The sequence below is a fragment of the Pseudomonas sp. FYR_2 genome (assembly GCF_043106425.1).
Classification (GTDB): domain Bacteria; phylum Pseudomonadota; class Gammaproteobacteria; order Pseudomonadales; family Pseudomonadaceae; genus Aquipseudomonas; species Aquipseudomonas monteilii.
Genome location: NZ_JBICMM010000058.1, coordinates 20,386 through 40,784 on the forward strand (window position 1 = coordinate 20,386; position 20,399 = coordinate 40,784).

A 20,399-nucleotide genomic window follows, 5' to 3' on the forward strand; every position below is an offset into this window, starting at 1 on the left:
AGAAGCTATGCAGCATTAGGAGACCCCGATGAATCTGCAAGAACTCACCCAACGCCTGCATCAGATCCGCGACAACAACGACTGGCGCGGCTTCCACAGCCCGAAGAACCTGGCCATGGCCGCCAGCGTCGAAATGGCCGAGCTGGTAGAAATTTTCCAGTGGCTGAGCGAAGACGAATCGCGCCAGCTGCCTGCCGACAAACTGGCCCACGCCGGCCAGGAGGTCGGTGATGTGGTGCTCTATCTGTTGCTGCTGTGCAGCGAGCTGGGCCTGGACATGGACCAGGTGGTGCGGGCCAAGCTGGCCGACAGTGAGAGGCGCTTCGCCCGATGAACGACCGTCACTTCGATGAACTGGCCACCCGCTTTGCCGAGAAGATCTACGGCGGTGCCAAGGGTGCGATCCGCCTGGCCGTGCTGCAAGCCGACCTGGCCGAGGCACTGCCCGATCGGCCGCTGCGCATTCTGGACATCGGTGCCGGGCTGGGCCACATGGCCTTGTGGCTGGCCCAGCGTGGTCATCTCCTGACCTTGGCCGAGCCTGCCGCGCCCATGCTCGATGGCGCCCGCGCGCGCTTTGCCGAGGCAGGCCAGACTGCCACGTTCATCCAGGCCCCCTGGCAAGACCTGCTCGGCCAGCTCACCGAACCTTACGACCTGGTGCTATGCCATGCCGTACTCGAATGGCTGGCAGAGCCTGAGAGCATCCTGCCCGTGCTGCACCAGCTCACGGCACCTTCCGGGTGGCTGTCACTGGCCTTCTACAACCGCGACGCCCTGGTCTATCGCAACCTGCTCAAGGGCCATTTCCGCAAGTTGCGCAGCAACCGGCTGGAAGGTGAAAAGCAGAGCCTGACCCCACAGAAACCGCTTGATCCACGCGAGCTCAAGGCGCAACTTGATCCTATGTGGCAAGTTGAAAGCGGAAGCGGTGTGCGGGTGTTCCACGACTACATGCCCAAGGAGTTCCAGGGCAAGGCCGAGCTGCTCGACCTGCTGGAAATGGAACTGGCCTACCGCCGCCACCCCGCCTTCGCCGGGCTTGGCCGCTACCTGCACTGGGTGTGCCGCCCCCGCTAACCCACCCTGCCGGAGGAATTCATGCCGTACCGTCTGTTGTGCCTGGCCCTGCTGCCATTCGCCCTGGCTGGCTGCCAGGGCAGCAACCCGTATGTGGCCAGCAGCCGCCCGCTGCCTCCGGCCCCCGCCCAGGCGGCCACCACCTTCGACGCCAGTGCCTATCCGGCACCCGCCCGCGATTATGGGCGCTACCGCAGCTGGAGCTGGCGCAATGGCCAGTTGCCAAGTGGCTCGGCCAACGCCGACCCGGCGCAACTGGCCGATGCTGTCAGCGGGGCACTCGACCAGCATGGCCTGCGCCCCGCCCGAGGTGCCACCGGCGATCTGCTGGTAAGCGCCGACATGCGCCTGGAAAAACGCTTGCGCCAGGTGCGTGACTACGACACCTACGACCCGTACTACGGCCCCTACCCCTACGGTGGCGTGGGCTATGGTGGCTATCGCCATGGCTACGGGGGTTATGCCAGCGTGCCCATCGTGCGCACCTACGAAGTGGAGGTGATGGTAGTGCGCATCGACCTGTACGACGCCCGCAGCGGTCAACCGGTATGGAGCGCCAGCGCCGAAAGCGGCAGCGACAAGGACTCGCCGCGTGAACGCGAAGGCGCCCTGCGCGACTCTGTGCACAAGGCGCTCAGCGGCTATCCTCCCAGTTAATCGCTAACGGAGAACCATCATGTTGCGCCGTCTCGTTCTACTGTCATTCGTGTTACTGCTTGCAGCCTGCTCCAGCAACAACGTCCAGCAGGATTTCGATGCCAGCCGTGACTTTGCCGCTTACCGCAGCTGGGCGTGGCAGGAACCGGGCCTGCAGTACCGCCCGGACGACCCCCGCATCAAGAGCGACCTTACCGAGCAACGCATCCGCCAGGCGGTGGCCGACCAGCTCGACCAGCGTGGGCTGCGCCCCGTCCAGGGTGGAGCACGGCCTGACCTGACGGTCCGCACCTACCTGATCGTCGAGCAGCGCCAGCAGCAGATCACCACCCACTACGGCGGTGGCTGGGGTGGTTATTGGGGCGGTTACTGGGGTGGCCCGATGTACAACGAAACCCGCAGTGTCGACTACAAGGTCGCGACCATTCAGGTGGACATGTTCGACGGGCGTGACGGCAAGCTGGTGTGGCGCGGCAGTGCCGAGCAAATCATGAACAACTACCCGCCAAGCCCGGAAGAACGCAACAGCGCCATCCGCAATACTGTGAACAAGGTATTGGCCAACTACCCGCCGGGTAGCAAGAAATAAGCCTCAGCCCTTAATAGTGGGAGCACCTTTTCGCGCCCCAAGGCTGCTCCCCCACTTAAACGGTGTCAAGAACGACAAAATCCATTTCGACCACGCCTTTTTCCCGTTCCCGCCCACTCCCTCGCAGGTTCCCGTCTATCTTCACTTAAGGAAACCTGACTGACCGGGTAGAAGTGTTCAACTTTTGGGAAAGGCGACCTGCCAATGCAAAGCATTGTTCTCCTGCTGTGGCTTGCCTTGTGCTCCGAACAGGATGTGCGTCAACGCCAGATCTCCAACCTGCTGACCCTGGGTGTGGCAACGGGCGCTCTGGTCTGGCTGTTCGCCACCGGTCGCAGCTGGATCGGCGCCGAGGCCACCGATGCCGGCTGGGCGCTGGCCATCGTCATGCTGCTGACCTTGCCTGGCTACATGCTCGGCCGCTTCGGTGCCGACGACGTCAAGCTGATGGGCGCACTGGCCCTCGCCACCAGCCCGCAATACGTGCTCGGCACCTTCATCGGCGCCGGCGTCAGTGTGCTGGTGTGGCTGCTCACCCGCCGACGCCTGTGGACCCTGCTCAACCCCAAAGTGAAGAAGCGGTTGCAAACCCTGACTGAAGAAATGGGCGACAAACAGGCCTTCGTACCCTATGTGCTAACAGGTTTTCTTCTAACGGCGGTATGGATCCAATGAGTCAACCTATGGTCCGATACCTTGTACATGCCTTGTACAAAATCGCAACGTAGGACTATTTTTAAGCTGCCAGAGCGTCTGGCCCGGGAGCAGGGCCGCATACGAACAGGGAGTTGATCGTGTCCAGACCTTTCAGTGATGTGAAGATTTTAGTGGTCGATGATCAGCCAGTCATCGTCGAACAGCTGTGTGAGTTTCTTGAAACCCAGGGTTACCACTGCCTGCCGGCCCATTCCACCGACGAAGCCCTCGAGCGCTACATGGCCGACGAGGCCATTGGCCTGATCATCTGCGACCTGCACATGCCCGAGCGCGATGGTATCGAACTGGTTCGCGCGCTCAAGGAAATCACCGGGCAGCGCATATTCGAAGCCATCATGCTGACTGGGCGCGCGGATAAACAGGATGTGATCCGTGCCCTGCGTGAAGGCTTTGCCGATTACTACCAGAAGCCCATGAACCTCGATGAGCTGCTCGAGGGCGTGCGCCGCCAGGAAGAGGCCCTGCAAGAGCGCCAGCGCAACGTCCGCGCCTTGGGCGGGTTGAACCAGCGGTTGCAGGATCTGGCCGACTCGGTGGAGGAACTGTACCAGGACTTGGAAAAAGCCCGTGGCCAAGGCACCCACCGACGCGCCAGCGATGTGGAAGACAGTGAGAGCGAGCTACCGGCAGGGTTCGAGAAGCTGTCGCCGCGCCAACTTGAAGTGGCGCGGCTGGTGAGCAAGGGCAAGACCAACTACCAGATTGCCTGTGAGCTGGGCATTACCGAAAACACGGTGAAGCTGTATGTGTCGCAGGTACTGCGCCTGACCCACATGCACAACCGCACCCAGTTGGCACTGGCGCTGACGCCCAGTTCGTCACCGATTCACCAGCGGTTTACTACCCATTGAGTGATTGACTCAGCATCACCGGGGCTGCTCTGCAGCCCCTACAGTTGAAGACCAACACTCAAGGTCAAGCGGGGGGCACGGTCCAGACTGTCCAAGGCCACATCCGCCAGCGGTTTTGCCACCTCCAACGCAACATTGAAAAGCCGCCCATCTTCCAACCGTACACCAAGTGCCGCCGAAGCCAGGTGGGCATCCTCCACCGATTCCCGGTTATGCCACGTCTGCGCCGCATCCACTGCCAAATACGGCTGTACCAGCGCCAACCTGCTACCCCGCATGCTGTAGCTCACCTCGTAAGCCACACCCCAACCCTTGTCTCCGTCGGCCTGATCACGGGGATAGCCACGCCCGAAGCTCTGCCCACCAAACCCCACCCGTTCGCTATCGAGCAGCCGGTCATCACTCTAGTACAACGCGCCAGACACCACACACTGCCAACTCGCTGACAGCGGGTCACTTGCAGCCCCGACAATCTGAACCGCAAAAAGTCCATGTCGTAGTCGGCATCGCTGCGGGCGCCCAGGTAATCGAGGCCTTGGTAGACCCCGGCACTGACAATGCGCAGGCGACTACCTTCCACTTTGCGCCAGTCGCCCTCGAAGGACAGCGCGCGCACTGAAGTGTCGTAGTCCCGTGACGAAGACTGCCGCTCTTCGACATGTTCGCTGACCGCATACACGTGCCCCTGTACGGCCTTAGCCGGTCACACCCGTTATCTGCAAGCGTCGGTGCTGGCCCGAATGCCGTCGAACGCCTACTCGCTGACCTGGAACGCCACCCGCGCCGTCTCGCCGCTTTCATCCAGCGCACTGAGCTCGGCCTGTCCGGCCTGCGGCAAGCGAAGCAGCAGGCTGTCCTGCCCCTGGGTTTCGCCCAAGGGCTGGCCATTGAGGAACCACCAGCGCCGCCCGCCGCCACCCAAGGCCGATACATAGAGTTGCAACGGCTCGCTGCTGGTGGCCGGGCGGCGCAGGTTGTCGCCGGGGCGCACGCCGACGATCGACAGCGGCGGTGCGCTGGCCGGCACCTGCGGCGGGCAAGCCGGGTCGATGGCCGGCAGGCGCAACGCCCGCCGCTCGACACGGGGTAGCCAAGGCTCCAGCGGGGCCGGCCACAACGCGATGTCACGGGCCTTGGCGCTTGGGCAGCTACCATCCACGCGCAGCCCCTGCTCGTTGACCCACACGCGCTCACGCAGGCCCAGGCCCAGCGGCTGATCGGCAGCTTGCAGGGTTGGCGGCGTGGTGCCATCCAGGGTCCAGGCAAAACGCTGTCGCCGGCAGTTGGGGTCCTGCTTGCTCATCGGCTGGCCCAGCGGCCAACAGATCGCCGCCACCCCGATATTCGCCGGTACTCGCTCCACCGGCACGCTGATGCCGCGCTGGCTGTCGCGGTTGCTCAGCAGGTCATGCACCTGCAGCATCAGTGGCGCCGCCGAGGCCAGGCCGAACTGGCCGGGTACCGGCGTGCCATCGGGGCGGCCGATCCACACGCCGATCAGGTAGCGCGGGCTCACGCCAATCGACCAGGCATCGCGAAAGCCATAGCTGGTGCCTGTTTTCCAGGCCAGTTGCGGGCGCTGCACCAACTCGGCATGCGGGTCGCGGTCCGGGCGCGCCTGACCACTGAGAATGCGCCGGATGATCCATGCCGCGCCAGGCGACAGCAGGCGCCGTTCAATCAATGGATCCTGCGGTTGCAAGCGTACCCTCGCACTGTTGCCACCGCGCGCGAAGGCTGCATAACCACCCACCAAGTCTTCCAGCCGGCTACCGGCGCCACCGAGGATCAACGACAGGTTGGGCTCGGCCAGCGGCGGTAGTATCAGCGGCATACCCGCCATTCGCAGTTGCGCGGCAAAGCGTTTCGGGCCGTAGGCCTCCAGCAATTGCACTGCCGGCAAGTTGAGTGACAGGGCAAGCGCCGAACTGGCCGACACCGGCCCGCTGAAGCCCATGGAGAAGTTACCGGGCCGGTAGTCGCCATAGCGGCGTGGCACGTCCTGCAGCAGCGATTCAGAATGGATCAGGCCATCATCCAGCGCCATGCCGTACAGAAACGGCTTGAGCGTAGAGCCCGGCGAACGTAGCGAACGCACCATGTCGACATGCCCGAAGCGACGCTCATCAGCCAGGTCGATCGAGCCCAGGTAGGCACGCACCGCCATGGTCTGCGCTTCAACCACCAGGATCGCGGCGGAGGTGCGCTCCGGCAGCCGTGAGCGCCAACCTAGCAGCAAATCCTCCAGGCGCCGCTGTAGCGCGGCATCGAGGGTGGTACGGATCAGCGGTGGGCTGTCGGCGCTGTTCAGCCTTCTGGCGAGCAAGGGCGCCAAGGCGGGCTCCTGGCGTGGTGCCAGAACCAGCGGCTCTTCGGCTGCCTCGCGGATCTGCTGCGCAGGCCATACCTGGTATTCGGCCAGACGCTGCAGCACCTTGTCGCGGGCACGCTGGGCACGCGCGGGATGGCGGTCCGGCCGTAGCCGGCTGGGCGCCTGTGGCAGTACCGCCAGCAGCGCTGCTTCGGCCGGGGTCAGGTGCATGGGTGATTTGCCCAGGTACGCCCAGCTGGCTGCGGCAACGCCCTGCAAGGTGCCGCCAAAGGGTGCGCGGTCAAGGTAGATCTGCAAGATTTCGCGCTTGGACAGATGCCACTCCAGCTGCGCCGTACGCCACAGTTGGCGCAGTTTGCCAGACAGGGTACGTTCATGCGGGTCGAGCAGCCGTGCCACCTGCATCGACAGCGTGCTGCCGCCCGACACCACGCGTCCGCCGCGCAGGTTCAGCCAAGCGGCTCGGGCCAGGGCCAGCGGGTTGACCCCGGGATGGCGGTAGAACCAACGGTCCTCGTAAGTCAGCAAGGCCTGCAGGTACAACGGAGAGACTTCGTCAGGGCTGACCGGGTAGCGCCAGACACCCTCGGCATCGGCAAAGCGCCACAACGGCGTGCCGTCTTCGGCCACCACCACCCGGGCCAGGTCGTCGCCCGGCATGGGCAGCGGCCAGATGCGGTCAGCCAGCCACACCAGGCCACACAGCACCAGCAAGCCGATTACCGTGGCACGCAACCACTTGCCCGCACGCGTGCACGGCCGCGCTAAGCTTGGCATCGGGAACCGACCTGGCCAGGTGATGGCCAAAGGCTTGGGAACGGCAACCTCGCCGAATCGTTCATCAGGAAACAACTATGCATGTAGAAGGTTTTTTCGAGTGGCTGGGCCAGGCACTGGGGTCGTTGATCCGCTTCATCGTCGACGCATTGAGCGGGCTGTTCAACCTGCTGGCCAATGCTGGCGGCAATTTCATCGACGGCCTGGCGCGCACACTGGGCATGGACACCTCGCTGCTCAGCATCCTGGCCCTGATCGTCGGCCTGATGCTGCTGTACTCGGCCATCCGCGCGTTCATGCGCGCCTCGATCATCCTCGGGATCATCTGGCTGGTGCTGGGGTTGTGGGTGATGAGCTGGGTGATTCACTGAGCAGCTGCAAGCTGCAAGCTGCAAGCTGCAAGCTGCAAGCTGCAAGCTGCAAGCTGCAAGCTGCAAGCTGCAAGAAGGCATGTGTATGCCACTCGGCTTGTAGCTTGTAGCTTGTAGCTTGTAGCTTGTAGCTCCCAAATTACCGGGCTTTTACGGTCATCTCCCCTTGCCCATCCCCCACGGCCTGCAGGTTCGGCCGGTACATCGACTCAACCTGCGGCGGCGGCACGCGATAGGTGCCCGGGGTCACCGCCCGCGCCAGGTACAACAGGTGGGTGGTGCCGTAGCCGTCGAGCTTGAGCGCGGCAACATAACGGTCATCACGGTACTCCTGGTGCATCACGCTGGCATTCTGCATCGACTCGCGCCATTCCTTCACCGCGGTGCTGGCGTTGTCCAGGCTGGCAGCACTCTGCGCCAAGTTCTGGTTTTCCAGTTCCAGGCCTGCAGGCAGCAAGTCCACCACCAAGGCATCCGGCACGCGGTCTTCGGCCTTGAGCGCCAGGTGCACCAGCACCAGGTCGCCGCTGCGCAGGTTATGCAGGTCCAACGGCTGGCCATTCATGCCCAGGTATTCACGGCGAATCTGCATACCATTGCCGCCGGCGGCAGGCGCCTGACGGGGGTAACCGGACAAGGTCAGCTGCTGGTACAGCGTCTCACTGCCTTCGTTCTGCACGCTCAGCGGCGAAGCCAGCAACGGGCCTTCCAGCTTCATGCCGGCTTCGGCATTGTTGAACTCGCGCACCTCGCCAGCGGTGTCCAGGCGGGCCTGCCACTTGCCTTCCGGCTTGCCCAACAGACCACGGCCGGCCAGGAACAGTGCATTGCGCTCCTGGGTCGACAACCAGCGGTTGGCCGCCAGTTCGTCCGACAAGGCGAACAGCCGCTGGTCGACCTGGCTGCTGGCCAGATTGCTCTCCTGCAACAAGGCCAGGATCAACGCCTGATCGCGCAGTGCGCTGCCGTAGTCCGCCATCCAGCCTTTGCCACGGCTAATGCCCAGGCCCGCCTGCAAAGCCTGCTCGGCTCGCGGCTTGTCGCCCATCTTGTCCAGTGCCACTGCCAGTTGTACCAGCGGCAAGCCGGAACGCGCATCGGCACGGCGCTCGAACAGGCCACGCAAAGCAGCCAACGGCGCCTGCTGGCTGCGTGACAGCACCAGCGCTGCATAGGCCTGCACGGCGAAGCGGGTGTGGTCGGCGTTTTCGCTGTAGTCCACTTCGATCAGATTGCGCTCTTGCAGGTAGCGCAGCAGGCGCTCGCTGGCCTTCTTCAGCGCCTCAGCCGGCACGCCGTAACCTTGGTCACGGGCACGCAGCAGGAAGTCGGTGACGTAGGCAGTCAGCCAGTACTCTTCTTCGCTGTCCGAACCCCACAGGCCAAAGCTGCCGTTGTAGCGCTGCATGCCCAACAGGTGCTCGATGCCCATCTCGATCTTTCGCTTGCGCACGTCCGCCGGCTCGCCCTTGATGCCCAGGCGCTTGAGGCTCTCGGCATCGGCGTACAACGACGGGTAAAGGCCACTGGTGGTCTGCTCAAGGCAACCGTAGGGGTAGGCTTCCAGGGCGCGAATCTGCTCCGCCAGATTCAGCGGTGGCCGGCTCGACAAGGCCAGGCTGGCTTCCAGGCCGGCAGGCTCGAAGGCCGCCAGGTCTGCTTCGGGCAGTGTCCATGGCTGGTCTTTCAGGGCCACGCGGTAGTGTTTGAGCATCGCCGGGTAGGCCGGGCGCACGCCCAACGTCCACTCCCGCTCGAACGCGGTGGTCGGCTCGTTTGGCAGTTGCAGGCCTGTGACCCGCACATGCACCTTGCCTTGCCCCAGGCCGCCCTGGGCCTGCACCGGGATCATCAGCGTCGAGCGCTGGCCTTCGGCCAGGGCAACGCTTTGCACAGCGTTGGCCGCCAGGTTCAGTTGCCCTTCGGTGGTGATTTCAACGTTCAGCTGCTGAGCGCGGCCCGACAGGTTGGCCAAATCCAGCGCCAGACTGGTGCGGTCGCCTCCGGCCAGGAAGCGCGGCGCCGACAGTTCGGCGATCAGCGGTGCGGCCACCACGGTCTTGCCTTCGGCCATGCCGAAGTGGTCTTCGGTCCAGGCCTGGGCCATCAGCCGCAGCTCGCCGTTGAAGTCGGGGATATCGACCGTGGCCTCGCCCTCGCCCTTGTCGTCCAGAGTCACCGGCAGGCTCTGCTGGGCGACGATGGTCACCGTGGTATTAGGGCGCTTGCCCCCTTTGGCCATGGCCGCGTCACCACCGAACGCCAGGCTGGCCAGGCGGCCCTGCCCGGCTTCGATCAGCTGGCCGTAGATGTCCAGCTGGTCGGCTCCATAGGCCTTGCGCCCGAACAGGCTGGCGAACGGGTCGGGGGTTTTGAAGTCGGTAATGTTGAGGATACCCACGTCCACCGCCGACAACAGCACATGCACCTGCTTGGGCACGCTGCCATCCGCATTGGCGGCCTTTACCTTCACGGTCAGCGGCTGTTTCGGGCGCATTTTCTCCGGTGCCTGCAGGCTCACCGCCAACTTGCGCTCGGCGCGGTCCAGCGGCAGGTGCAGCACACCCACCGAACGCTTGGGCGTGGCGTTGGCCTTGCGCTCACCCGGGCGGATCACCAGCGCGCTGATATACAGGTCGTGGCGGGCCCAGGCTTTGTCCAGTTGCACATCGAAGGTCTTGCCCTCGGCGGGCACGTCGATTTCCTGCCACCACAGCGGGCCATCGCTGGACTCGATCATCAGGTAGCCGCTACCTGCGGCAGGCGGGGTGACGGTAACCTTGGCCGTGGCACCGTCGGCGTAGGACGGTTTGTCCAGCGCCAGCTTGACCTGGTCGGGGCGTACGGCACCGCCTTCAGCGTTGTCCTGGGCGCGGTAGCCGGCCCAGAAGCGTTCGCTGGAAACCAAGCCAGTTTGCGGGTCTTCCACCTCGACGCGGTAAGGGCCCCATTCAACCTGGAAGCTCAGCTTGGCAGTGGAGCCGGCCTTGACGCTGACCGTCTCTTCGCTCTGAGTGAGGAATTTTTCGTTGTAGGCGTAGCTCCAGCCGTCGCTCTGCGAGTAGTTCCAGTAGTAGTCGCGGCGCTCACGAATCAACCGCACCTTGAGGTCATCGGCCGCCAGCTTGTTGCCATCGCGGTCGGCCACCAGGACCTCGAATTCCACCGGCCCGTCACTGTCGGTTTCCTCGCCATCGAACAGGCCACGCAGGCCCGGCAAGCGCTCGGCTGGCCAGATCGGCTGCTCCAGGCGCCGGGTGATCGGACGGCCACCCGACTCCTGCAAGCTGGCTTGCACGGTCAGTTGCAGCGGCGAGCGGGCTTCGGCCCAGCGGCTTTCGATATCGACCACCGCCTTGCCCGCCTGGTCGAGGGTGACTTCGTCCAGTTCCAGATCCTGATTCAGCTCGGTTTCGGTGACCGAACCGAACTGGTAGCCCGGCAGAGCGGGCACCGCCTCGCGCAGGGGGCGCACATAAGCCTGGCCACTCAGGCGATTACCGGCAGCCGGGGCGCCATAGAGGTAACGGCCATTGACCTGGATGCGCGCATCTTCATCCGGCGACAGTGGCGTGCTGCTGCCCTTCAGCTCCAGGGCGAGGCGCTCAGGCAGGAAGTCTTCGACGAGGAACTCATACACCTGCTTGCGCCCGCCGCCCAGGTCGAGCAGCAACTGCCAGCGCCCGGTCGGGGCTTCGGTGGCCAGTTGCAGCTGGTATTGGTACAAGCCATTGCTGTCGGCTTCCCAGACGAATTTGCGGCTGACCTGCTCATCCGGGCGGCGCACTTCAACGCTGACGGGTTGGGCTTTGACGGGTTTGCCGTCCTGGTCGCGCAGCAGGCCGTTGAGCAGCACGGTTTCGCCTGGGCGATACAGGTCACGCGGGCCGAAGATGAAAAACTGCAGCGGGTTGGCCTGGGGGCCGGTGATGTCGAATTCGGCCAGGTCCAGCGCGGCGGTGTTCAGGCGCAGCAGGGTGGTGTGCACACCTTGGGTGGCGATCAGGGTATCGGCCTTGGGGGTGATCGGCAGCTGGGCGTGGCCTTTGCCATCGGTGCTGGCCTGCGCCAGCAACTTGCCCTTCTCGTCATGGATTTCGAGATTGACGCCGCTCAACGCCTTGCCGCCTTCCAGCGCCTGCGCGAACACGTCCAGGCGGTCGCGGTAACGGTGTGCCGACACGCCGATGTCACTGAGGGTGAACAGGGTCGCCGGCTGCGAGTAGTCATAGGTGCCCGAGGCGCGCATCACTGCCAGGTACACGCCCGGATCCTGCAGTGGCTTGATGCCGGCGATGGGCAGCAGCACGGTTTCGCGGGTGTTACGGGCGGGGTTGAGGTCGAAGCGGCCGCTGTAGACCAGCTCGGCCATGTCCAGGGTTTCCTTGGACTGGTAGTAGTACAGGCTGCTGTTGCGCCCCCAGCTGGCCAGGAAGGTGGAGAGCATTTCCGGCTTCACCCGGAAGAACTCGACATCGACCTTGTCGACGTTAAGGGCAATCACCGGCAGCCCTTCGGCCAGGCGCGTGGGCAGCAGCGAACCACGGCTGGCAAAGCCGATGGTCGGCTGCATGTCGCGGGTTTCCAGCCGGGTGACCGACTCGCTGTCCAGTTGCTTGCCGTTGACCGCGAGCAGGCCCTTGTCCACGGTCAGCACCAGCTTGCGCTGTGGTTCCAGGTGGCGCAGGCGCAGTTCCATCTGGTTGTCAGAGAGTTCCCAGGCGCCGTCGAGCTTGCCTTTGACGGTGTCGACCAGGTGTACCTTGGCGGCAAAGTCCTGCTTGGCATCCAGCGGTGCGGAGAAGCTGATCGACAGCGTGGCCGCGCCATCGAGCTGCACTTCGGATACGTCCAGCACCGTGAGTTCGCGGCCCTCGTAGCGCTTGGCGAGCACGGCGGGGTCTTCGCGTTTGGGTGCAGCGGCTTCGGCGGGCGCTGTAGCGACTGGCTTCTGCGCCGGCGCAGGTTTGTCTGGCGTGGAAGAGTCACAGGCACTGAGCAAGGCCAGCGCGCAGGCCAGCAACAATCCTTTGTTGAACATGGAATAGGAACTCTTTGGCAGCGTGTACGTGAGGGCAGCAACTATAGCGCAAGGTTGGGTGCAACACCCGGCGCTGCGCGCAAGCTGAGACCATCGTCGCGCTAAATGGTTGCCTGATCGTTACACTAGCGCATTCGTTGAAGCGGGGGCGCAAAGCGGCCCCCAATTGACCAAGGACTCCAATGTCGCAACTGACCACCGACTGGCGCCACCGCCCCACCCACCGCAAGGTCTGGGCGCTGGCCGCTCCGATGATCCTGTCCAACATCTCCGTACCCTTGGTAGCCTTGGTCGACAGCGCGGTCATCGGCCACCTCCCCCACGCCCACCAGCTGGGCGCCGTGGCCGTGGGCGCCACACTGTTCACCTTCATGGTCGGTCTGATGGGCTTCCTGCGCATGGGCGCCACCGGTTTCGCCGCCCAGGCCGCCGGCCGAGGTGACGGCGCAGCGCTGCGTCAGGTGCTGGTCCAAGGGCTGCTGCTGGCGGTCGGCTTCGCCCTGCTGATTGGCCTGCTGGCCCTGCCGTTCAGCCAGCTGGCACTGCAGGCGATGCAACCCAGCGCCGCCCTTCAGCAATCCACTGAAGACTTCTTTCATACCCGCCTGCTGGGCCTGCCTGCGGCACTGGCCAGCTACGCGCTGGTTGGCTGGTTCCTGGGCACCCAGAACGCCCGGGCACCGCTGGCTATTCTGCTGACCACCAACCTGCTGAACATCGTCCTGAACCTGTGGTTCGTTCTGGGGCTGGACTGGGGGGTGCTGGGTTCGGCGCGGGCGTCGGTGATTGCAGAATGGAGTGCTGCCCTGCTCGGCCTGGCCCTGACCCGCCCGGCACTGCGGGCTTACCCAGGGCAGATCTTGTGGGCAGCGCTCAAGCGCTGGCAGGCCTGGCGACCGCTGCTGTCGGTCAACCGCGACATCTTCCTGCGCAGCCTGGCGCTGCAACTCGTGTTTCTGCTGATTACCGTGCAAGGCGCACGCCTGGGCGAGGCCACCGTGGCGGCCAACGCCCTGCTGCTCAACGGCCTGCTGCTGACCGCCTACGCACTCGACGGCCTGGCGCATGCGGTCGAAGCCCTGTGCGGCCACGCCATCGGCGCCCGCGACCGGGATACCCTGCGCCGCTCGCTGGTGGTCGCGTGTGGCTGGTCGCTGATTACCAGCCTGGGATTTGCCGCACTGTTCTTGCTGGGTGGGCACCTGTTTATTGACTTGCAGACCGATATCGAGAGCGTGCGGGCGGCGGCTTATCCGTACTTGCCGTACCTGGCACTGCTGCCGTTGATTGCGGTGTGGAGTTATTTGCTAGACGGTTTGTTCATCGGTGCGACCCGGGCACGGGAGATGCGCAATGCGATGTTGGTGTCAGTCGCGATTGCACTGCCGATGGCGGTAGGCATGAGCGGATTCGGCAACCATGGGTTGTGGTTGGCGTTTCTCGGGTTCATGGGGTTGCGGGCGGTGACGCTGGGATGGGTGGGGTGGCGGTTGCAGCAGAGCGGTGAGTGGGTTCGGTAATGCTGGAAGGGTATGCCGTGGGTGTTGCAGCGCCTTTGAGATCGCGCGCCGCCCGCGCGGCGCATCGCGAGCTGCGCTCGCTCCTACGTTTGTTTCGGGCCAATTAATCCTGTGGGTTTTGCGCGCGAACGCTTTGGCGCATGGTTCGATATCGCGTCGGACAATCAAGGCGGTCGCGCGCGCCTGTCACAGGCATGACTGGCCCGAAACAAACGTAGGAGCGAGCGCAGCTCGCGATGCGCCGCGCGGGCGGCGCTCGATCTCATAGGCGCTACAGCACTCAAGACGACAGATAGGAAGACCGCGTCAACCCAAGACGCAACGCATCCAGGAACTGGGTCCGCTCACGCGCAGTGATCTTGGCACTGGCCACCTTGTCGCGGTAGTGGGTCATCAACTCCTCCGGCGACAGGTGCACATAGCGCAGCATGTCTTCGATGGTGTCGTGGGTTTCAATACCGGCGTGATACACGCTACCGTCGGCATTCTGGTAGATGTTCACCGAGTCGGTATCACCGAACAGGTTGTGCATGTCCCCCAGAATTTCCTGGTAGGCCCCCACCAGGAACACGCCCAGCAAGTAGTCCTCGCCCTCTTTCACCGCATGCACCGGCATGCTGGTCTCGATGCTCTGCTCGTCGACGTACTGGTTGATCTTGCCGTCGGAGTCGCAGGTCAGGTCCTGCAGCACGGCGCGGCGCATCGGCTCTTCGTCCAGGCGGTGCAGCGGGATGATCGGCAGCACCTGGCCGATGGCCCAGGTGTCCGGCAGGCTCTGGAACACCGAGAAGTTGCAGATGTACTTGTCGGCGAGCTTGTCGTTCAGCTCGTCCAGTACCTGGCGGTGCGAGCGCTGGCGGGCCTTGAGCGAATTGTGCAGGCGGCGGCACACGGCAAAGTAGCACTGCTCGGCCAGGGCTTTCTCGCCCAGGGTGATCTTGCCATCGGCATACTGCGCCGCCACGTCCCCCATGTAATGGGTGGCGCGCCAGTAAGTCTCGGTCACCATCTCGATGTCGGTCGGGCCCAGCAGGTCGACCAGCCACTGCACCGTCTCGGGCAGGGCTTCCTTGTTCTCGATGGTCGGCACGTCGTCGTTGTGTTTCTCGACGTCGGTGACCTGAATCACCAACATGGCGTGGTGCGCGGTCAACGAACGGCCACTCTCGGAGAAGATGTGCGGGTGCGGCAGGCCCTGCGCGTCGCAGAACTCCTTGAGCATGCCCACCACCACGCCGGCATAGTCGTCCATGTCGTAGTTGATGGAACTGGCATTGCGCGAGTGGGTACCGTCGTAGTCCACCCCCAGGCCACCGCCCACGTCGATGTGGTCCACCGGCAGGCCCAGCGCACGCAGCTCGCCGTAGTAACGGATGGCTTCCTTGAAGCCGTGCTGGTAGTCGGCCAGGTTGGCGATCTGCGAGCCCATGTGGAAGTGCAGCAGGCGGATGCCCTGATCCAGGCCAGCATCGCGGAAGCGCTGTACCACAGAGAGCAACTGAGCGGCAGACAAACCGAACTTGGACTTTTCACCACCGGTGTCGGCCCACTTGCTCGAAGCCAGCGACGACAGGCGCACGCGCAGGCCGACCTGGGGTTTCACCTTGAGCTCGGCGGCTTCTTCGATCACCAGAGCCACTTCCGACTCTTTCTCGATGACGATGAACACGTTGTGGCCCAGCTTCTGGCCCATCAGTGCCAGGCGGATGAACTCGCGGTCCTTGTAGCCGTTGCAGACGATGGTGCCGCCCTTTGGCGCCAGCGCCAGCACGGCCAGCAGCTCGGGCTTGGAGCCGGCTTCCAGGCCAATCGACACGTTCTGCGTGGCGATGATGTTTTCCACCACGGCTTCTTGCTGGTTGACCTTGATCGGGTACAGCGCGGTGTACTTGCTCTGGTATTCCAGGCGCGCGATGTTGGCGTCGAACGCGCCGGTCAGCTGGCGAACGCGGTCCTGCAGAATGTCGGGGAAGCGTACCAACAGTGGCAGCGACAGGCCGCTCTGACGCAGTTCGTCGACCTGTTCGAACAGGTCGATCGGCGCGCTCTTGGGGCCGTTGGGGCGCACTTCGACGCGCCCGGCTTCATTGATGGCGAAATAACCAGCGCCCCAATGGCGGATGCCATAAACACTGCGGCTGTCGGCCACGGTCCATTGGCTACCATCGTCTTTGCGTGTGCGTCGTACGGACATTCAAGTCCCCTATAGATAAGTCGAAGACACTGCCCCGCAGGCAGCGGAGCGAGTGTAAAAGCTGAAAATGACGATTCATCCGTGCCCAGGCATAGACCTTGACCACGGGAACGAGTTTAGAAAGCGCTGGGCAAAAAATCGCCCGATGGCCTCAGCCGCCGGACTTTTTCGCCTTGAAACCCTGTTTGGTCAGCTCGCCGATCAACAGCTCGACATGGTCGCCCTGGATCTCGATCACTCCGTCCTTCAGGGCGCCACCGGTACCACAGCGGCGCTTGAGCGTGGTCGCCAGCTCCTTGAGCTGGTCGAGCGGCAGCGGCACGCCGGTGACGGTGGTCACGGTCTTGCCGCCACGGCCTTTGCTCTCACGGCGCACACGGGCAATGCCGTCGCCTTCGGGGATGATTTGTTGCTTGCAGATGCAGGCGTCCACCGGCTGGCCACAGTCGGGGCAGTGTCGACCGGCATCGGTGGAGTACACGAGACCGCCAAGGGCGGAAAAGGAAGAAGCTTTCTTGGCCACTTTTGTTCCTCTGTGCTGAGGACAAAAACTGGTCGTGCCTTGGGGTAGAGGCCGACCGCGAAGCCCCACTCTGGCAGGGGCGGCGCTACTGCCGCAAGATCCTGCGACAGCCCGAAAAGGGCGCGCAGTTTAACGATAAATGGGGCGGTTGCTAAGTACTGGATTGCGGCATTTTGCGAATGTTTTGCGACCATCCGGCCAATGGGGCTGCTTTTCAGCCCCAACTTTACTTCAGGCTGGCCTTGTAGCGCTGTAGCGCCGCCAAGGAGTCCGGGCAGTAAGGCTTCGTCAGGCTTTCCTCTTCAGCCAACTCAAGGCTGACGAAACGCGCCTCGATGACCTCTTCCGGCTGCAAACGCAACGGCGCATCCGACACCGCCGAGTACACCGCACACCACAAACGGTTGTCGGGCTGGTCAAAATAGAACCGCTCGTGAAACCGCAGCTCCACCCCTTCAATGCCCAACTCCTCGGCCAGCTCACGCGCCGCCGACTCGGCATAACCCTCACCGGCAGTCACCATGCCGCCCGCCGCCACATCCCAGTACCCCGGGTACAGCGCTTTGCTCAAGGTCCGCCGGTGCACGCACAACTCACCGGCACTGTTGAACAGCAGAATGAACGTGCAACGCCCGATCAAAACCCGCTCGCGCAGCTCAGCACGCGGCAACGCCCCTAGCACCTGGTCGGCTTCGTCCACCCAAGTGACCAGTTCGCGGTCGGAAGCCGCCCGGTGGGCGGCCTCGTTTGGGCTGATGGCCATTATCAACCCTGCGACAGCAGCTGACGCAGGTCGATGACCGCAGCGTTGGCCCGGGAAATGTAGTTGGCCATGACCAGCGAGTGGTTGGCCCACATGCCGAAGCCACTGCCGTTGAGCACCATCGGGCTCCACAGTGGCTCTTGCGAGGCTTCCAGCTCACGAATGATCTGACGCACGCTGACTGTGGCGTTCTTCTTCGCCAGCACGTCGGCAAAGTCCACCTCGATGGCGCGCAGCAGGTGCGACAGCGCCCAGGCCTGGCCACGGGCTTCGTAGAACACGTTGTCGATCTGCAGCCATGGGGTTTCCACCAGCTCTTCATCCACCTGCGGCGCCTGGCCGGCAACCACCGACTCGGTCTTCAGCGTGGAGTTCAGCTTCACCCGGCCAACGCTGGCCGACAGGCGCTGCGACAGCGAGCCCAGGCGGGTGGCCACGTCACCCAGCCAGTTGTTCAGGTTGTCGGCACGGGTGTAGAAGATCGCGCCCTTGTCGCCGGCAGCCAGGCGGGTCTGGTAGCGGCCCAGCGACTTGATGCCCTCTTCGAACTCCGACTCGCTCGATGGCAAGATCCAGCTCTTGTTGTCGAAGTTGAAGCGCGGCTCGGCCTTGGCCAGGTCGGCGTCTTCGGTGGACTGCGACTGCGAACGGGCAAAGTCCTTGCGCAAGGCGCGGGACAGGTCGCGTACCTGGACCAGCACGCCGTATTCCCAGCTCGGCATGTTGTCCATCCACAGCCCGGGCGGGAAGCGGTCGTTGGAAATGTAGCCGCCCGGCTTGTTCAGCAAGGTGCCGGCCACGGTCTTGAGGGTTTCGAGGGTGGTATAACCCACCACCATCTGCTGGCCGGTGCGCTCGGCAGCGGCTTGGGCATTCTGCTGCACCGGGAACAGCGCAGGCTCCTGGCTCCAGTACCAGCCCAGGCCGATACACACCAGCAGGTACAACCCGATCAGGGTCCCCAGGGCACGGCTCCAAAGGCCGCCAAGGTAGCTACGGGCAGCAGCGCCGCGGCCATCGACACGCTCGCGGGGCTCGGCTTTGGCCTCGCGGTTTTTCCAGTCCAGCATGGCTTTGTCCTTAATCAGTCACGACGGTTCAGGGGCTTGGACCACAGGCCTGCGCCAGGGTGCCACGGCAAGCCCGTGTGGCAGCACTATAAAGCAGACACCCCCGTACGCATAAGCGACCAATCGGTCAGCAACTGAATATTCGTTCTGGCCGCTTTGTTGATGCAGGGCACTCACGTATTCGGAAAGAGCTGCTAGCATAGAGCCATCATTGCCCCTGCACACCCCAACCTATAAGTAGCCAGGACATGAGCAAAGCAGTCGAGCCGAGCCCGCAGTGCCCCGCCCAGCAGCTGACGCGTAGCGGCCTGCGCAAGGATGACCCGCTCGACCAGGTGCTGCTGCCGCCCCTGCGCAAACCGGTGTACATCCTGCTGCAGGACCACGAGCGCGCCCAGCGCCTGGCCCAGCAGCTGGAATTCTTCGGCCTGGTGGTGCAAGCGCTGCCCAGCGCTGCGGCGCTCTGCGCTTCAATCAACGAATACCCACCCTCGGCCATCATCATGGACGTCGACTTCACCGGTGCAGGCCAAGGCTTGCTGCTGGCCGCCCGGGTGCAGCAGGCGCTGGCGCAACCTGTTCCGCTGCTGTTCTTCAGCCACCACGAAGCCGACACTCCGACCCGCCTGGCCGCCGTGCGCGCGGGTGGCCAGGATTTTCTGACCGGCAGCCTTGAAGCTTCCAGCCTGCTGGAAAAAGTCGAACTGCTGACCCACATCACCCAGCAAGACCCGCTGCGCGTGCTGATCATCGACGACTCACGCACCCAGGCCCTGTACACCGAGCGCGTGCTGGCCGGTGCCGGTATGGTGACCCGCAGCCTGACCGACCCGATCCGTACCATGGCGGAGCTTGCCGACTTCCAGCCCGACCTGATCATTCTCGACCTGTACATGCCAGCCTGTACCGGCCCGGAGCTGGCCAAGGTGATTCGCCACAGCGACCGCTACGTGAGCGTGCCGATCATCTACCTGTCTGCCGAAGACGACCTGGACAAACAGCTGGACGCCATGAGCGAAGGTGGTGATGACTTCCTGACCAAACCGTTTCGCTCACGCCACCTGATCACCACCGTGCGCAACCGCGCCGCCCGTGCCCGGCACCTGAAGGCGCGTATGGTGCGCGACAGCCTGACCGGGCTGTACAACCACACCCACATCCTGCAACTGCTGGAAGACTGCAGCTTCCGCGCCCGCCGTGAACAGCAACCGTTGAGCTTTGCCATGCTCGACATCGACCATTTCAAGAAGATCAACGACCGCCATGGCCACCCCATGGGCGACCGGGTGATCAAGAGCCTGGCCCTGTTTCTCAAGCAGCGTTTGCGCAAGACCGATTTCATCGGCCGCTACGGTGGCGAGGAGTTCGCCATTGTCATGCCCAACACCGCGCTGGACGCAGCACACAAGGTGCTGGACGAAATCCGCCGGCGCTTTGCCGAGATTCTCTACCCGGCGCAACCCCGGGATTTGCAGTGCACGTTCAGTGCCGGCGTGGTGCAGCTGGATGACGGGCTCGATGCGCTGACCATGGCCAGTGCGGCGGACGAGGCGCTGTACCGGGCCAAGCATGCCGGGCGTAACTGTGTAGTGCGGGTAGAACCCTGAGCAGTTTTAGCAATACAGGCACTGTGCCACTTTTTTCTGACGCCAGCCCTTGTCGTCATCACCCGGTCACAAAATCGCAATAACTTCAGGCGCCTACCTCTACTCCCCTGCGCAGGAAGTTCGCGGCTATGCGCCTGAAGTGGCTGACCAATTTCAACACCCTGTTGCTGGTGACCGTGTGTCTCGCCTTGGGCGCCACCTTGTGGTGGTCGCAGCGCGCCCTCGAGCGCCCCTACCAGATGATGGAGCGTTACCTGGGCCTGTCTCAGCAGTTTCAGAACCAGACGGCACGCAACATCCAGGCGTA

Annotated in this window: 15 protein-coding genes and 1 pseudogene; 9 read left to right on the plus strand and 7 right to left on the minus strand. The window is 63.8% G+C overall.

The genetic code is table 11. The features are described 5' to 3' along the window. Positions 1 to 28: 28 nt before the first annotated feature. The 6 genes from ACF8R4_RS24735 (at position 29) to ACF8R4_RS24760 (ending at position 3,894) form a co-directional block, all read left to right on the plus strand. Positions 29 to 334 carry a MazG-like family protein gene (locus ACF8R4_RS24735; protein ID WP_009685784.1) on the plus strand — a complete coding sequence of 102 codons (306 nt, stop codon included), beginning with the start codon at positions 29 to 31 and terminating at the stop codon, positions 332 to 334. After that, a complete protein-coding gene (locus tag ACF8R4_RS24740) occupies positions 331 to 1,080 on the plus strand; it encodes a methyltransferase domain-containing protein (protein WP_060499503.1) in 750 nt (249 codons plus the stop codon). The genes ACF8R4_RS24735 and ACF8R4_RS24740 overlap by 4 nt, the downstream gene beginning before the upstream one ends. Before the next feature lie 21 nt (positions 1,081 to 1,101). Beyond that, positions 1,102 to 1,737 (plus strand): DUF4136 domain-containing protein, encoded by a 636-nt coding sequence (locus ACF8R4_RS24745; RefSeq protein ID WP_392493654.1) that lies wholly within the window; start codon positions 1,102 to 1,104, stop codon positions 1,735 to 1,737. Positions 1,738 to 1,756: 19 nt separating this feature from the next. Further along, positions 1,757 to 2,326 carry a DUF4136 domain-containing protein gene (locus tag ACF8R4_RS24750; protein WP_060499505.1) on the plus strand — a complete coding sequence of 190 codons (570 nt, stop codon included), beginning with the start codon at positions 1,757 to 1,759 and terminating at the stop codon, positions 2,324 to 2,326. A 204-nt stretch (positions 2,327 to 2,530) separates the two neighbouring features. Beyond that, complete coding sequence (locus tag ACF8R4_RS24755) at positions 2,531 to 3,001, plus strand: prepilin peptidase (protein ID WP_104833519.1); 471 nt, start codon at positions 2,531 to 2,533, stop codon at positions 2,999 to 3,001. Between the two features lie 119 nt (positions 3,002 to 3,120). Beyond that, a complete protein-coding gene (locus ACF8R4_RS24760) occupies positions 3,121 to 3,894 on the plus strand; it encodes a response regulator transcription factor (RefSeq protein ID WP_104835390.1) in 774 nt (257 codons plus the stop codon). A gap of 38 nt (positions 3,895 to 3,932) precedes the next feature. On the opposite strand, the pseudogene ACF8R4_RS24765 reads toward ACF8R4_RS24760, so the two are convergent. Beyond that, positions 3,933 to 4,588 (minus strand): annotated as a pseudogene (locus ACF8R4_RS24765) (ShlB/FhaC/HecB family hemolysin secretion/activation protein); the annotation flags it as partial. A 60-nt stretch (positions 4,589 to 4,648) separates the two neighbouring features. Beyond that, positions 4,649 to 7,003: a peptidoglycan glycosyltransferase PbpC gene (gene pbpC / locus ACF8R4_RS24770; RefSeq protein ID WP_104833520.1), complete on the minus strand. Its 2,355-nt coding sequence runs from the start codon at positions 7,001 to 7,003 to the stop codon at positions 4,649 to 4,651. Between the two features lie 77 nt (positions 7,004 to 7,080). Between pbpC and ACF8R4_RS24775 the strand changes: the two genes are divergently transcribed. Continuing rightward, a complete protein-coding gene (locus tag ACF8R4_RS24775; protein WP_016715405.1) occupies positions 7,081 to 7,374 on the plus strand; it encodes a hypothetical protein in 294 nt (97 codons plus the stop codon). A gap of 139 nt (positions 7,375 to 7,513) precedes the next feature. Here ACF8R4_RS24775 and ACF8R4_RS24780 read toward each other — a convergent pair whose 3' ends face one another. Then, entirely contained in the window at positions 7,514 to 12,415 is a 4,902-nt protein-coding gene (locus ACF8R4_RS24780) for an alpha-2-macroglobulin (RefSeq protein WP_392493657.1), read from the minus strand. A gap of 182 nt (positions 12,416 to 12,597) precedes the next feature. On the opposite strand from ACF8R4_RS24780, the gene ACF8R4_RS24785 reads away from it, so the two are divergent. Then, entirely contained in the window at positions 12,598 to 13,935 is a 1,338-nt protein-coding gene (locus ACF8R4_RS24785) for an MATE family efflux transporter (RefSeq protein WP_392493659.1), read from the plus strand. A gap of 280 nt (positions 13,936 to 14,215) precedes the next feature. On the opposite strand, the gene speA is transcribed toward ACF8R4_RS24785, so the two are convergent. From speA to ACF8R4_RS24805, 4 genes are all read right to left on the minus strand, one after another. Further along, positions 14,216 to 16,129, minus strand: a complete 1,914-nt coding sequence (gene speA, locus ACF8R4_RS24790) for an arginine decarboxylase (RefSeq protein WP_016715402.1) — start codon at positions 16,127 to 16,129, stop codon at positions 14,216 to 14,218. A gap of 151 nt (positions 16,130 to 16,280) precedes the next feature. Then, the gene (locus ACF8R4_RS24795) at positions 16,281 to 16,652 is read right to left on the minus strand and encodes a translation initiation factor Sui1 (RefSeq protein ID WP_025754639.1); all 372 of its coding nucleotides are present in this window, start codon (positions 16,650 to 16,652) and stop codon (positions 16,281 to 16,283) included. Positions 16,653 to 16,878: 226 nt separating this feature from the next. Then, on the minus strand, positions 16,879 to 17,415 hold the full coding sequence (locus ACF8R4_RS24800; RefSeq protein ID WP_060499511.1) for an NUDIX hydrolase: 537 nt from the start codon (positions 17,413 to 17,415) through the stop codon (positions 16,879 to 16,881). 2 nt (positions 17,416 to 17,417) lie between these two features. Continuing rightward, complete coding sequence (locus ACF8R4_RS24805) at positions 17,418 to 18,485, minus strand: DUF2333 family protein (RefSeq protein ID WP_060499512.1); 1,068 nt, start codon at positions 18,483 to 18,485, stop codon at positions 17,418 to 17,420. A 248-nt stretch (positions 18,486 to 18,733) separates the two neighbouring features. Between ACF8R4_RS24805 and ACF8R4_RS24810 the strand changes: the two genes are divergently transcribed. Beyond that, positions 18,734 to 20,092: a diguanylate cyclase gene (locus tag ACF8R4_RS24810; RefSeq protein WP_060499513.1), complete on the plus strand. Its 1,359-nt coding sequence runs from the start codon at positions 18,734 to 18,736 to the stop codon at positions 20,090 to 20,092. Positions 20,093 to 20,399: the final 307 nt, after the last annotated feature.